Here is a 13,303-nt window from a genome sequence, read left to right on the forward strand (position 1 = left end):
TAGCGTTCGAACAAGGAGCGATTGTGGCATACGCAAAGCAGTGGACTGCACTCCCGGTTCTCGAACTCACGCGGCTCGACGGCGAGCCGGCCGAGCGCGCAGCGTTTCTGGAAGAGCTGCGGGCCACAGCCTACGAGCTGGGGTTTTTCTACGTCACAGGCCACGGGGTTGACCCCGAGCTGACGCGCGAGGTGCTCGCGCAGGCACGGCGCTTCTTCGCACTGCCCGAAGCCGACAAGCTGGCAATCGAGATGGTCAACTCGCCGCACTTCCGCGGCTACAACCGCAAGGGGATGGAGTATACTCGCGGCCAGCGCGACTGGCGCGAGCAGCTCGACATTGGCGCCGAGCGGCCTGCGCTCCCGCCCGACCCGACCGCGCCGGCGTGGGCGCGCCTCCAGGGGCCGAACCAGTGGCCTGCCGCGCTGCCCGAGCTGCGCGACACTATTCTGCGCTACCAGGCCGCCACCACCGAGCTGGCGATCCGGCTGGTTCGCGCCTTTGCGGCCGCGCTTGGGCAGGACGAAGCGGTGTTCGAGGGGATCTATACGCCGGCGCCGAATCAGCTGCTTAAGATCATCCGCTACCCTGGCCGCGATGCCACCGAGGGCGACCAGGGCGTAGGGGCGCACAAGGATGGCGGCTTCGTGACCGTGCTGCTCCAGGACGTGCAGGAGGGCCTGCAGGTTGAGTACGACGGCGCCTGGATCAGCGCGCCGCCGATTCCCGGCACATTCGTGATCAATGTCGGCGAGGTGCTTGAAATGGCCTCGAACGGCTACCTGCGCGCAAATGTGCACCGCGTGGTTACGCCGCCGGCCGACACCGATCGCCTGTCGGTGGCCTCGTTCTTTAGCGCAAGACTTGACGCGACCGTGCCGCTGCTCAAGCTCCCGCCGGAGCTGGCGAGCGCCGGCCGCAACGTGACGCAAGATCCGCTCAATCCCATGTTCCGCGAGATCGGCAAAAACTTCCTCAAGAGCCGGCTGCGTTCGCACCCAGACGTGGCGCGCCGCCATCACGCCGACCTGCTTGAGGCCGCAGCGCCTGAAGCGGCCGGCGCACTGCCGAACTAGCCACCGCCTGAAAGGTAGAAGCGTTATGCGATCACTTCGCCATGCTCCGCCGCCGCACAGTGTGCTCGTGGTGGCAGCGCATCCCGACGACATTGAGTTTATGGCCGGCGGCACCCTGGCGAGCTGGATCGAGCAGGGAACCCAAGTGCACTACCTGCTCGTGACCGATGGCGGCGGCGGGAGCCGCGATCCCAATCAGACCGCCGAGTCGCTCGGTAGCCAGCGGCGGCGCGAGCAGCGCGCGGCAGCCGAGATCCTTGGCGTCGCATCGGTCAGATTTCTCGGCTACCGCGACGCCGAGGTCGAGGCGTCGCTGGAGCTGCGGCTGGCAATCGCCCGCGCTATTCGGCAGGTGCGGCCCGAAGCGGTGTTGACGTTCGATCCGCAACGCTACTACCATAGCACCGGCATCAACCACCCCGACCACCTGGCGGTAGGCGCGAGCACGCTGGCTGCAGTTATGCCGCTGGCGAACACCCTGCTGGCTGCCCCGGCATTGGCCGCAGAGGGGCTTGCGCCACACGATGTTGGAACCGTCTACCTGTTCGACCCGGCCGCCGCGACGGCCTGGATGCCCCTGGCGCAGCGCGATGTCGAGCGCAAGCTGGCGGCGCTGGAAGCTCACAGAAGCCAGCTGATCGGATGGGATGCCTCGGAAGCGGCGTATGCCGCTATGTCGCAGGCCGCGCAGCTGGCACGGGCAAATGGGGTGCAGTGTGCCCTGGCGGAAGCGTTCACAGTTGTACAGCTGGCCGAGCCGGCTCTGCGCGTCGGCGCGCACGCGAAGCCTGGCCGGAACATTCCAGCTGCGGTGCAGGGCCGGGTTGCGGGGCTCGCATACTCCATGCGGCAGGCCATAGTGCGGCTAAGCCTCCACGCCAGGCCGCGCTATTAGTAGGGCGCAGAGCGATTGATACCAACTCTGTTTGATCGGTTTCTCTTGTGATGCCCTGCCCGGCTTCGCCAGGTAGGGCATTACAATCTTAGAAGCTGTTTGAAAAGGGGGTGCGCGAGGGGCATAGCCCCTCGCACTTTCCTTCTGGCGTGGTGGCGGCCACATTCGTGGCCGCCACCCGCCAGAAAAAGTGGATACTGGAGGACTTCGTCCTCCAAACCACCCTTTTCAAACAGGCTCTTAGGGCTTACTTGGCGCCCTCAGCCTTCGGCAGAGAGGAAGCCGAAGCACGCAAGTGCGTAACTCCTAAATCTATAAGCGATCAAGCGAAGAGCGTATGAGCGTAGAAAATGGTGTGTTATACTGGCTGACAGCAGCAGTGCAGATATTACGCAGATCGTCAAAAAACCCAACGGCATAAGGAGACAACTGTGAGCGACTACAAACCTAGCCCGCGCGCCTGGGTGGCGGAACAGGTGGAGCGCTACGAGAGCAGCGGCGGCACCGAAGCGCTGACCCTGCGCGATACCGGCCTGCCGGTGATTATTGTGACCAATCGAGGCTGGAAGACCGGGGCCATCCGCAAAACGCCGCTGATGCGGGTGACTGACGGGCGCAGCTATATTCTGGTGGCCTCGCAGGGCGGCGCACCCACGCACCCCTTGTGGTACCACAATCTGAAGGCTGACCCCAATGTTGAAATTCGCGACAAGACCGAAGTCTACGCGATGCGGGTTCGCGAGGTCAGCGATCCGGATGAGCGACAGCGCCTGTGGGCGCTCGCAGTGGCAGCCTACCCGCCGTACCAGGAGTACCAGGCCAAAACCGACCGCATCATCCCGGTTTTGGTGGCCGAGCCTGTGGAAGAATAGACTTTACCTGGGCCGAGACACTGTAAGCCAGGTGCATACCTTCAGCCTCGCACGCCCTACGGCCGGCCGATCAGCCGGGCGATTGCCGCGAGCAGCGCCGGCATTGGCGCAGGCTTGGCCAGGTACTCGTCGGCGCCGGCCGCCAGGCAGCGCTCGCGGTCGCCCGGCATTGCCAGCGCCGTCAGCGCGATGATCGGAATCGCGCTGAAGTTTGTGTCGGCGCGGATATGCCGGATCAGGTCGATCCCGCTCATGCCCGGCAGCTGGATGTCCATCACGATCAGCGCCGGCGGCAGCCTGTGCAGCGCCGCAAGCGCCTCGGCGGCATCTGCGGCCACATTCAGCGCGAAGCCGTAACTCGGCAGCGCGTCGGCCAGCATATCGGCGCTGCTGGCGCGATCCTCCACTAGCAGAATCAGCGGCGGCAGCTGCGCTGCGATCGCAGGCCCCAATGTGGCCGGCGCGGCCACGGTCGGCGCCGGCAAGCGCGCTGCAGCCTCTGGCGCCCACGGCAGCGTCACGCTGAAGCGGCTGCCCTTGCCCGGCGTACTCTCCACCGCCACGCTGCCGCCGTGGGCCTCGGCCAGCCGACGCACCAGCGCCAGCCCCAGCCCCGCGCCCTCGTACATACGGTTCAGCCGCCCGTCGAGCTGCATGAACGGCTGAAAAAGCTTCGGCAGATCGTTGGCGGCAATGCCGATGCCAGTATCGGCGACGCTGAATGTCGCGCACTGGCGGGCCGCGTCGCCGCGCAGCTCCAGCACGATCGCGCCGCCGGCCGGCGTGAACTTCACAGCGTTCGAGAGCAGGTTCACCAGGAGCTGCTGCACGCGCCTGGGGTCGGCATCGATCGTCGCGACGGCATCGTCGAGCGCGGTGCTGATAGCGATCTGCTTATGCTGGGCTGCGGCGGCGACCGCCTGGACGCTCGCCAGGCAGAGCGGCCGCACGGCGCTGAGCGCGCGGCTCAGGCCGGCGACGCCGGCCTCGAAGTTGCTGTAATCGAGAATGTCGTTGATCAGCGCCAGCAAATGCTGCCCACTCTGCTCGACGCGCTCGAGCGCAGCCTGCTGGTTCACGCGCAGCGGCCCGTAGATACCCTCGCGCAGCATCTGCGCGTAGCCGAGCACCGCCGCCAGCGGCGTGCGCAGCTCGTGGCTCATGGTCGCCATGAACTCATTCTTGAGCTGGAGCACGCGCGTGTGCTCGGCCACCAGCGCCGCCTCGGCGCGCGCGCGCGCCGCCAGCTCTTGCTGCAGCGAGGCAACCAGCCGCGCGTTATCGAGCGCGATCGCCAGCATGTTGCCGATCTCCTGCGCGATGGCGGCGTGCTCGTGGGTGAAGTCGCATGGGCTGCTGGCGAACAGGTTGAAGCCGCCGATCAGCTGGCCCTTGACCCACAGCGGCGTATGGATGCAGGCGCGTATTCCGGCCGCGCCGAGCGCCTGGAGGATCGGGCGATCGCCGGGGGTGGCGCGATAGTCGTTATTGATCACCAGCTGCTCGGGGCGCCGGTCGATGGCCAGCGAGAAGTCGCGCGCGAGCCAGGTGTGCGGTTCGAGCGGCTGGATGGGCTGGCCGTCGGCGGCCAGCACCTGCGACATCGTGCCGTCGGAGCTGTATATCAGCACGTGGGCGGCCTGGTAGGGCACCAGCGCGCGCGTGCGCGTCACCACCACGCGCGCGATTGCGTCGGGAGTTTTCTGCTCGAGGATGGCCTGGTCGATCGTGTGCAGCGCGGCCAGGCGCTCGAGCGATCGGCTGAGCGCCTGGTCGGCCTCGTAGTGCGCCGTGACATCGCGAAAGTTCACGATCACGCTGGCGATGGCCGGGTTCTCGAGCTGGTTGATCGCGTTGCGCTCGATCCAGCGCCAGCTGCCATTGAGGTGGCGCGTGCGCGAGACAATCTGGCCGGTGGCGCCGGGCGTAGTGAATACCGACTGCATCATGGCGCTGAGCGCCGGCCAATCGTCGGGGTGGATGAGCGACCGCACCTCGCGCGTGGTGAAATCGCCGATGGTATAGCCGAGCATGGCGGTGAGAGCCGGGCTGATATAGCTGACGCGCCGGTCGAAGCCGCGCAGCAGCACGCCCTCGCTGCCGTTCTCGATCATTGCGCGGAAGCGGTCTTCGCTGCTGCGCAGGCGATCCTCGGCGCGCCTACGCTCGGAGATATCGCGATTTTCGAGCTCGGCGACGCGCTGGCGCAGGCGTTGGCACTCGGCCTGCAGATCTTCGGGGAGCGTGGTTGGTTCCATCGCTTCCTCGCTTGGGGTGTCGCAGGAGTCATGAGCCGAACAGCACGGAGTCCGTAATCTATTCTAAGGGCGCGCAGCGGGTTGGCAAGAAGCGGCCGGTTCATTTAGGGGAAAGATTTGAAAACCTGCCCGCGATAGCCGGCATGGGGCGGGGCGATTGGGGTGACGTTGACGCCGCGCTAGCGCTTGGTGGTGGCCCCAAACGCATGGTGCATGCTATGGTACAATAGCGCCGCGCTATCACACAACATCGTAGATCGCCATCGACTGCGGAGCGAGGGAGGCTGCTGCATGCCAGGGCTTGAGAAGGTGGCACTGTTTACCAACGAATACCCGCCGAATGTGTATGGCGGCGCGGGCGTCCATGTCGAATACCTCAGCCGCGAGCTGGCGCAGCTGGTGCCGGTCGAGGTGCGCTGCTTCGGCGACCAGGACGTGAGCGGCGAGCGGCTGCGCGTGCGCGGCTACGGCGCGTGGCCCGAGGCCAAGCAGAACACCGACGCGCGCTTTGGCGGCGCGCTCGACGCCTTCGAGCGCAGCCTGCGCATGGCCAAAGACACGCTCGACGCCAGCGTGGTGCACTGCCATACCTGGTACACCGACATGGCCGGCTTCCTGGCGAAAAAGCTCTGGGGCGTGCCGCTGGTGCTCACGATCCACTCGCTCGAGCCACTGCGCCCGTGGAAGGTCGAGCAGCTTGGCAATGCCTACCACCTGAGCTCGTGGATGGAGCGCGCCAGCATCGAAGACGCCGACGCGATTGTGGCGGTGTCGCAGGAGACGCGCAACGACGTGTTGCGGCTGTTCAACGTCGACGCCGCCAAGGTGCACGTGATCCACAACGGCATCGACCTGCAGCAGTACCGCGCCACCCAGGCCAGCGACGCGCTGACCCGGCGCGGCGTCGACCCGAGCAAGCCATTTGTGCTGTTTGTCGGCCGGATCACACGCCAGAAGGGCATCATTCACCTGGTAAACGCCATCCCCGAGATCGACCCGTCGCTGCAGGTGGTGCTGTGCGCCGGCGCGCCCGACACCAAAGAGATCGGCCAGGAGATGGCCGAGCGCGTGGCCGAGGTGAGCGCCAGGCGCGGCGGCGTGATCTGGATCCAGGAAATGCTGCCGCGCGCCGACGTGATCCAGTTCTACGCCCAGGCCAGCGTGTTCTGCTGCCCGTCGGTGTACGAGCCGTTCGGCATCATCAACCTCGAGGCTATGGCCTGCGAGACGGCGGTGGTGGCCTCGGCGGTCGGCGGCATCCCCGAGGTGGTGGTGCCGGGCGAGACGGGCGAGCTGGTGCCGCTGGAGCTGAAGCCCGGCACGTTCGACCCGGCCGACCCGGCGCGGTTCGCGGGCGACCTGGCCGCCGCGATCAACAAGGTGGCGCTCGACCCGGCGCTCATGGCGCGCTACGGCGCGGCCGGCCGCCGCCGCGTCGAAGAGCACTTCAGCTGGACGGCGATCGCCCAGCGGACGCTTGAGATGTACCGGTCGTTGGTATAAGGAACCCTCACCCTCTGCCCCCGCTCCTGGCACCGGGGGATCAAACGCGCGTGCATGCGCTTTCGGCTTTGCCGAGACCGCTCGCACGCCAAAACACACCCCCGCCTTGCATAGCGGCGGGGCAGGGGGCGGGGTGATGCAGCAGCGAGAAGCCCATGATTGAAGAGCAGACACTAACGGCCGAGCTGATCGCCCCCGGCGCGCCTAATCTGGACGAAGGGCGCAGCCGCGTGGTGATCGAGGGCGTGACGCCGGCGATCGACGGCGGGCGCTTCGCGATCAAGCGCGTGGCCGGCGAGGCGGTCGAAGTCGAGGCCGATATCTTCACCGACAGCCACGACGCGCTCTCGGCGGTGCTGTGCTACCGCGCCGACGGCGACGCCGAGTGGGCCGAGGCGCCGATGGAGCCGCTGGTGAACGACCGCTGGCGCGGCGAGTTTGTGGCCGCGCGCGTCGGACGCGCCAGCTACAGCGTGCTCGCCTGGGTCGACCACTTCAAGTCGTGGGCGCGCGATATGGCCAAGCGCATCGCCGCCGACTCGGTGACGCAGGTCGATCTCGAGATCGGCGCGCGGCTGGCGGCCGCCGCCCAGGCCCGCGCTGGCGGCGCCGACGCGGCCCGGCTGGGCACCTACGTGGCCGCGCTGCGCGCGGGCGCGCGCTCGCTGGCGCTCGAGCCCGAGCTGGCCGCGCTGATGGCGCGCCACGCCGAGCGCCGCTTCGCCACCCGCTCGCCCGAGCTGCCGCTCACCGTCGACCGCGAGCGCGCCGCGTTCAGCGCCTGGTACGAGCTGTTTCCGCGCAGCACCTCGCCCGAGCCCGGCCGCCACGGCACGTTCAGGGATGTCGAGGCGCGCCTGCCGTATATTGCCGAGCTGGGCTTCGACGTGCTGTACCTCACGCCAATCCACCCGATCGGCCACACCTTCCGCAAGGGCAAAGACAACAGCCCGGCCGCCCAGCCCGGCGAGCCTGGCAGCCCCTACGCCGTCGGCAACGAGCACGGCGGCCACAAGAGCATCCACCCCGAGCTTGGCACGCTGGACGATTTCCGCAGCCTGGTGCGCGCCGCGCGCGAGCTTGGCATCGAGATCGCGCTCGACAACGCCTTCCAGTGCTCGCCCGACCACCCGTATGTGCGCGAGCACCCGGACTGGTTCTACGTGCGGCCCGACGGCAGCATCCAGTATGCCGAAAACCCGCCCAAGAAGTACCAGGACGTGTACCCGTTCAACTTCGAGAGCGACGACTGGCGCGCGCTGTGGGACGAGCTGAAGAGCTTCTTCTCGTTCTGGGCCGAGCAGGGCGTGCGGATCTTCCGCGTCGACAACCCGCACACCAAGGCGTTTGGCTTTTGGGAATGGTGCATCGGCGAGCTGAAGCGCGAGTACCCCGACCTGATCTTTCTTTCCGAGGCGTTTACGCGGCCCAAGGTGATGTACCGGCTGGCCAAGCTTGGCTTCAGCCAGAGCTACACCTACTTCGCCTGGCGCACTACCAAGGCCGAGCTGACCGAGTACATGACCGAGCTGACGCAGACGCCGGTGCGCGAGTTCTTCCGGCCGAACTTCTGGCCGACCACGCACGACATCCTGACGCCACAGTACTACGACGGCTACCGCGCGACGTTCATCGCGCGGCTGGCCCTGGCAGCCACGCTCACCGCCAACTACGGCATCTACGGCCCGGCCTACGAGCTGATGCTACACACGCCGGTGGGCGCGCGTGAAGAGTACATCGACAACGAGAAGTACGAGCTGCGCGTGTGGGATCTCGACGACCCGCGCAGCCTGCGCCCGCTGATCGCCCGGCTCAACCGGATCCGTCGCGAAAACCCGGCGCTGCAGCGCGACACGAGCATTCGCTTCCACGCCGTCGAGAACAACTACGTGCCGAACGACCAGCTGATAGCCTACACCAAGCAGTCGCCCGACGGCCGCAATGTGGTGCTGGTGGTGGTGAACCTCGACCCGGTGCATGTGCAGTCGGGCTGGCTGCGGCTGCCGCTGGCCGACCTGGGGATCGGCGAGGGCGACCGGTTCTATGTCCACGACATGCTGAGCGAGACGCGCTATGCCTGGGCGGGCGAGTGGAACTTTGTGCAGCTCGACCCGGCGCAGATGCCGGTGCACGTGTTCCGGCTCGAGCGCCCGCGCGACGAGCGCAGCTTCGACTATTACCTATGAGCGACGAGCTACTGGCCGGCCTGCCGGTGCTGGCAATATCCGGCGCCGCGCTGCTCGAGCCCTCCGGCTGGGGCGCGCTTGAGCAGGTGCTGCCCGGCTATATGCAGCCGCGCCGCTGGTTTAGCGGCAAGGCGCGCGGGCTGGCCTCGGCGCGCGTGCAGGCTGCCATCCCGCTGCTGTACGCCGGCCAGCTGTCCCACCTCGTGCTGGTGCGCGTGCTCTACGCCGACGACGGCGGCGAGACTTATCTGCTGCCGCTGGCGTTCGCAGGGGCCGCGCGCGCGGCCGAGCTGGCCGCTACGGTGCCGCACGCGCTGGTGGCGCACGCCGGCGAGGCCGTGCTGTTCGACCCGATCTACGACGCGGCGTTCTGCGCGGCGCTGCTCGACCTGGTTGCCGCGGGGGCGCGCGTGCCCGCCGGCGACGCCGAGCTTGCGGCCGATACCACGCGCGCCTTCGCCCAGCTGCGCGGCCCGATCGCCGACGCGCTCGCGCCGAAGGTCAGCACCGCCGAGCAGAGCAACAGCTCGATCATCTTTGGCGACCGGCTGATCCTGAAGCTGTTCCGGCGGATCGAGCCGGGCCTGAATCCCGAGCTGGAGATCGGCCGCTTTCTGACCGAGCGCGGCCAGTTCGCGCACATCCCGCCGCTCGCCGGCGCGATCGAGTACCGCCAGGGCGGCACCAGCATGAGCGTGGCGCTGCTGCAGGGCTTTGTGCCGAACCGCGGCGACTCGTGGTACTACACGCTCGACACGATTGCCACGGCGTTTGGGCGGCTGCTGGCCAACCCGGCGCTGCTGGCCAACCCGGCCGCGCTCGACGCGCCCGGCCCGGCCGCCGCGCTGCTGGGCGAGTACGCAGCCTCGGCCGAGCTGCTGGGCCGCCGCACCGGCGAGCTGCACCTTGCGCTCGCGGCCGACGCCAGCGACCCGGCCTTTGCGCCCGAGCCCTGCGATGCCGCGTTTGGCCTCGGCGTGTACGCCTCGATGGAGGCGCGCGCGCGCCAGTCGCTCGACCTGCTGCGCGGCAGCGTTGGCGGCCTGCCGGCCGAAACTCAGCCCGACGCGCGGCGCGTGCTCGAGCTTGAGCCGCAGATCTTCGCGCGGCTGCGCACGGCCTTCGAACGCCCGATTGCGGCGCAGCGCATCCGCGTCCACGGCGACTACCACCTCGGGCAGGTGCTGTACACCGGCGCCGACTTCTTCATCATCGACTTCGAGGGCGAGCCGGCCCGCCTGCTCGAAGAGCGCCGCCTGAAAAGCCTGGCGACGCAAGGACGTAGCCGGATGCTGCGCTCGTTCCACTACGCGCCCTACGCCGTGCTGTTTGGCCAGGCGCCGGGCGTGGCGTTTGACGCCGCGCAGCAGGCAGCGCTGGAGCCGTGGGCGCGCGGCTGGCACCGGCTAGCGGCGGCGGCGTTTCTGCGCAGCTACCGCGATACCGTCGGAGCCGCGCCACTGCTGCCGCACTCGGCCGGCGAGCTGCAAACCCTGCTCGACGCCTACCTGCTCGACAAGGCAGTGTACGAGCTGCGCTACGAGCTGAACAACCGCCCGGCCTGGGCGCGCATCCCGATCGAAGGCGTGCTGCAGCTGCTGCGCTGACGCGGGCGCGTCACGGGGCGGCTGTGCCGAGCAGCGAGCGCACGGTCGCGTGCAGCTCTGCGGCGTCGAATGGCTTGGTGATGTAGGCGCTCGCGCCGGCGGCCATCCCAGCCTGGCGATCAAGCTCGGCGGCGCGCCTGGTGAGCATCACAATCGGCAGCGCCGACGTGCGCCTGATCGCGCGGCACACCTCCAGCCCATCGATATCCGGCAGCCCAACGTCGAGGATGATCAGGTCGGCGGCATTGTGCTGAAATAGCTCAAGCGCCGCGCGGCCGCTGTACGCCGCCAGCGTGTTGAAGCCGGCCTGGTGAAAATACACCACCAGCAGCTGGGCGATATCGGCCGCGTCGTCGACGATCAGCAGCGTCGGCGCGCCGGGGCGTGTTTGGGTGGGCATCGCATTCCTCCTTGCCGTACTTTGCGTAGAGGAAGCATAGCCTGGCGCGGATAAAGTTTCTGTTAACTGCGCCCCGGCCGCCAGGTCGCCAAGCCGGTAGCCCGCACCCACCACCGTCTCGATATAGCGCGGATGCGCGGCAGTGTCGCCCAGGGCGCGGCGCAGCGCGTTGATATGCGCCCGCACACTGTTGCTGAACGGGTTGGCCTCGGCGTTCCAGACGTGCTCGATCAGCGCCTCCTGGCTCACCACCTCGCCGCTCCGGCGCATCAGGTACTCCAGAATGCGAAACTGCTTGCGCGGCAGCGCCAGGCGCACGCCGGCCTGCCACACCGCGCCGCTGGCCGGGTCGAGCCGCAGGTCGCCGCACGCGAGCAGCGGCTGGCGCGCGCGCATATCGCGCCGCAGCAGCGCGCGCACGCGCGCCACCAGCTCCTGGTAGTCGAACGGCTTGGCCACGTAGTCGTCGGCGCCAGCGTCGAGCCCGGCGACGATCGACTCCTTGCCGGCGCGCGCCGTCAGCATCAGGATCAGCAGCTGCGGCTGCTGCGCGCGCAGGCGGCGGCACACTTCAATGCCATCGAGATCCGGCAGGTTGAGATCGAGGATCAGCGCGTCGTAGTCGTATACTGCCGCCAGCTCAAGCGCGGCCTCGCCCGAGAGCGCCGTGTCGACGGCGTAGCCGTCGAGCTGAAACGCCAGCTTCAGCAGCGCGGCGATGTCGGGCGCGTCGTCGGCCACCAGCAGCCGCATGGGTTGCCCTTTCGCGTGTTCGATAGGGTTAGCCGGCCGCAGGCACTCGCCGCTTTTCGCGCGCCCGAGTGGCTTATGCAGCCCTGCCGCATACCGAAGGCGGTTGTGCTTTTGGGCTAGCCGCGCGGGCGCAAATTGCGGCCGCCGATCACCGAGCCGACGGCGGTGCCGAGCACGGCCACCAGAAAGCTGCCAAGCACGCCGGCCTCGAACCAGCCGTGCGACAGCGCGTCGAGGATGGCGGTTTGCTGAATCAGCGGTTCCTGCGCGGCCGGGCCGAATGCCAGCACGCCGCAGATCGCGCCGATCAGCGCGCCCACGCCCATGCCGGTGTAGGCGCCGATGCTGACGCCGCCGGTGCTGCCGGCGGTGCGCGTGGCCACCGCGCCCACGATCGCGCCCGACGCCAGGCCGAGCGCCAGCCCCAGCAGCGTGCCGACGAGCGCGCCGCTGAGCGTGGCGGTGAGCGCGCCGGTGATGCCGCCGATCAGTGCGCCTACGCCCGCGCCCAGGCCGGCCCCAATGCCGATGCTGGTGGGGTAGGGGGAAGCTGAGACGTTCATCGCTTGATACCCTTTTGTCTTATGCAGTTGCCTTATTTGGCAGCTCAATGCGGCGCTTTTGCCTGCCGCAGCGCGGAAACACCGCACCCAGCACTGAGCGCGCCACCTGCGGAAGCCCTAACCTTTTAAGCTCGATCGCGGCGGCCTTCCGCGCCGCGCGCCACCTCGACAAAACCACGGAACATCGCGGCCCAGCGCGGCTCGGCCGTATCCCACAGTTCCTCGGGGTGGCACTGCAGCCCCAGGATGAAGGCCGCGCCGGTGCCCTCGACCGCTTCGATCACGCCGTCGGGGGAGCGCCCGGTGACGCGCAGGCCCGGCGCGATATCCTTGAGCGACTGGTGGTGGTAGCTGTTTACGTCGACAGTATCGGCGCCCAGCCGCTCGGCCAGCCACGAGTCGCGCTCAAGCGCGATCGGGTGGGCGGCGTGCGCCCGCTCGGGCTGGGCGCGCGAGGCGTAATGATCCGACGCGGCGGGCAGCTCGGCCGGGATATCCTGGTACAGCGAGCCGCCAAAGGCCACATTCAGCACCTGGATGCCGCGGCAGATCCCCAGCATGGGCTTGCGGTCGGCCAGCGCACGCCGCGCCAGCGCCAGCTCCACCGCGTCGCGCAGCGGAACCACTGTGCCTATGTTGGGGTGGCGCTCGGCGCCAAAGTGCATGGGGTCGACATCCTCGCCGCCGGTGAACACCAGCCCGGCGCACAGCCCGTATAGCCGGTCGAGCACCTGCTGGTCGTCGGTCAGGTAGATCAGCAGCGGGATGCCGCCGGCTGCCTCGATCGCCCCGACGTAGGTAGACACCGCCCCGGCGATGATCGTGCTGCTGGTGTTGGCGCGCAGGTAGCGGTTGCCGATCACGCCGATGATCGGGCGCGCCTGGCTTGGCTGATGCATGGCGTTCCTCCTTATCACGGTGCGGCAGGGCTCAGGCCAGCTTCCGGTGCGTTGCGCCCGAGGGGTACGGCGCCAAGTCGAAACCTTGGGAGTTGAACCATGCCTGCCCCAGATTATATCAGTTTCTTACACAGCTGCGGCGCGTGCAGAAAAAGGGGCGCGTGGCGGGTTCGGCCCCACGCGCCCCGTGCTTTAGAAAACGGCCGACCACGTCGCAGTTTGCCCGCGGCACTGCGCCGAGCGGCCGCACACAGGCTACTTCCGGGTGATTGGCTCGAACTGGAACCGCAG

10 protein-coding genes are annotated in these 13,303 nt (G+C 68.2%); 6 read left to right on the forward strand and 4 right to left on the reverse strand.

Features of this window, described 5'->3' with window-relative positions; all coding sequences use genetic code 11:
- Window positions 1-23 precede the first annotated feature (23 nt).
- From U0177_RS16370 to U0177_RS16380, 3 genes are all read left to right on the forward strand, one after another.
- The gene (locus U0177_RS16370; protein WP_409571722.1) at window positions 24-1,076 is read left to right on the forward strand and encodes an isopenicillin N synthase family dioxygenase; all 1,053 of its coding nucleotides are present in this window, start codon (window positions 24-26) and stop codon (window positions 1,074-1,076) included.
- Between the two features lie 25 nt (window positions 1,077-1,101).
- Complete coding sequence (locus U0177_RS16375) at window positions 1,102-1,971, forward strand: PIG-L deacetylase family protein (RefSeq protein ID WP_409571723.1); 870 nt, start codon at window positions 1,102-1,104, stop codon at window positions 1,969-1,971.
- Between the two features lie 431 nt (window positions 1,972-2,402).
- Window positions 2,403-2,843 carry a nitroreductase family deazaflavin-dependent oxidoreductase gene (locus tag U0177_RS16380; protein WP_409571724.1) on the forward strand — a complete coding sequence of 147 codons (441 nt, stop codon included), beginning with the start codon at window positions 2,403-2,405 and terminating at the stop codon, window positions 2,841-2,843.
- A gap of 56 nt (window positions 2,844-2,899) precedes the next feature.
- Here U0177_RS16380 and U0177_RS16385 read toward each other — a convergent pair whose 3' ends face one another.
- Window positions 2,900-5,101 (reverse strand): ATP-binding protein, encoded by a 2,202-nt coding sequence (locus tag U0177_RS16385; RefSeq protein ID WP_409571725.1) that lies wholly within the window; start codon window positions 5,099-5,101, stop codon window positions 2,900-2,902.
- A 291-nt stretch (window positions 5,102-5,392) separates the two neighbouring features.
- Here U0177_RS16385 and glgA point away from each other — a divergent pair, with 291 nt between their 5' ends.
- The 3 genes from glgA to U0177_RS16400 all read left to right on the forward strand — a co-directional run bounded on the left by glgA (window position 5,393) and on the right by U0177_RS16400 (window position 10,397).
- Entirely contained in the window at window positions 5,393-6,604 is a 1,212-nt protein-coding gene (gene glgA, locus U0177_RS16390; protein WP_409571726.1) for a glycogen synthase, read from the forward strand.
- A gap of 155 nt (window positions 6,605-6,759) precedes the next feature.
- The gene (locus U0177_RS16395; protein ID WP_409571727.1) at window positions 6,760-8,790 is read left to right on the forward strand and encodes an alpha-1,4-glucan--maltose-1-phosphate maltosyltransferase; all 2,031 of its coding nucleotides are present in this window, start codon (window positions 6,760-6,762) and stop codon (window positions 8,788-8,790) included.
- On the forward strand, window positions 8,787-10,397 hold the full coding sequence (locus tag U0177_RS16400) for a putative maltokinase (RefSeq protein WP_409571728.1): 1,611 nt from the start codon (window positions 8,787-8,789) through the stop codon (window positions 10,395-10,397). Before U0177_RS16395 ends, U0177_RS16400 begins: the two co-directional genes overlap by 4 nt.
- 10 nt (window positions 10,398-10,407) lie before the next feature.
- Here the strand turns inward: U0177_RS16400 and U0177_RS16405 are convergent, their stop codons facing one another.
- From U0177_RS16405 to U0177_RS16415, 3 genes are all read right to left on the reverse strand, one after another.
- On the reverse strand, window positions 10,408-11,550 hold the full coding sequence (locus tag U0177_RS16405; protein WP_409571729.1) for a response regulator transcription factor: 1,143 nt from the start codon (window positions 11,548-11,550) through the stop codon (window positions 10,408-10,410).
- A 116-nt stretch (window positions 11,551-11,666) separates the two neighbouring features.
- Window positions 11,667-12,113 carry a hypothetical protein gene (locus U0177_RS16410; RefSeq protein ID WP_409571730.1) on the reverse strand — a complete coding sequence of 149 codons (447 nt, stop codon included), beginning with the start codon at window positions 12,111-12,113 and terminating at the stop codon, window positions 11,667-11,669.
- Between the two features lie 125 nt (window positions 12,114-12,238).
- Window positions 12,239-13,012 (reverse strand): gamma-glutamyl-gamma-aminobutyrate hydrolase family protein, encoded by a 774-nt coding sequence (locus U0177_RS16415; RefSeq protein ID WP_409571731.1) that lies wholly within the window; start codon window positions 13,010-13,012, stop codon window positions 12,239-12,241.
- Window positions 13,013-13,303: the final 291 nt, after the last annotated feature.

This window comes from Kouleothrix sp. (genome assembly GCF_046328425.1).
GTDB lineage: Bacteria > Chloroflexota > Chloroflexia > Chloroflexales > Roseiflexaceae > Kouleothrix.

What these genes read in the sequence shown, in the direction of transcription:
- U0177_RS16375 (WP_409571723.1), top strand. Translation starts at nt 1,102, where the DNA reads ATGCGATCACTTCGCCATGCTCCGCCGCCGCACAGTGTGCTCGTGGTG.
- U0177_RS16385 (WP_409571725.1), bottom strand. Translation starts at nt 5,101, where the DNA reads ATGGAACCAACCACGCTCCCCGAAGATCTGCAGGCCGAGTGCCAACGC.
- glgA (WP_409571726.1), top strand. Translation starts at nt 5,393, where the DNA reads ATGCCAGGGCTTGAGAAGGTGGCACTGTTTACCAACGAATACCCGCCG.
- U0177_RS16395 (WP_409571727.1), top strand. Translation starts at nt 6,760, where the DNA reads ATGATTGAAGAGCAGACACTAACGGCCGAGCTGATCGCCCCCGGCGCG.
- U0177_RS16400 (WP_409571728.1), top strand. Translation starts at nt 8,787, where the DNA reads ATGAGCGACGAGCTACTGGCCGGCCTGCCGGTGCTGGCAATATCCGGC.
- U0177_RS16405 (WP_409571729.1), bottom strand. Translation starts at nt 11,550, where the DNA reads ATGCGGCTGCTGGTGGCCGACGACGCGCCCGACATCGCCGCGCTGCTG.
- U0177_RS16410 (WP_409571730.1), bottom strand. Translation starts at nt 12,113, where the DNA reads ATGAACGTCTCAGCTTCCCCCTACCCCACCAGCATCGGCATTGGGGCC.
- U0177_RS16415 (WP_409571731.1), bottom strand. Translation starts at nt 13,012, where the DNA reads ATGCATCAGCCAAGCCAGGCGCGCCCGATCATCGGCGTGATCGGCAAC.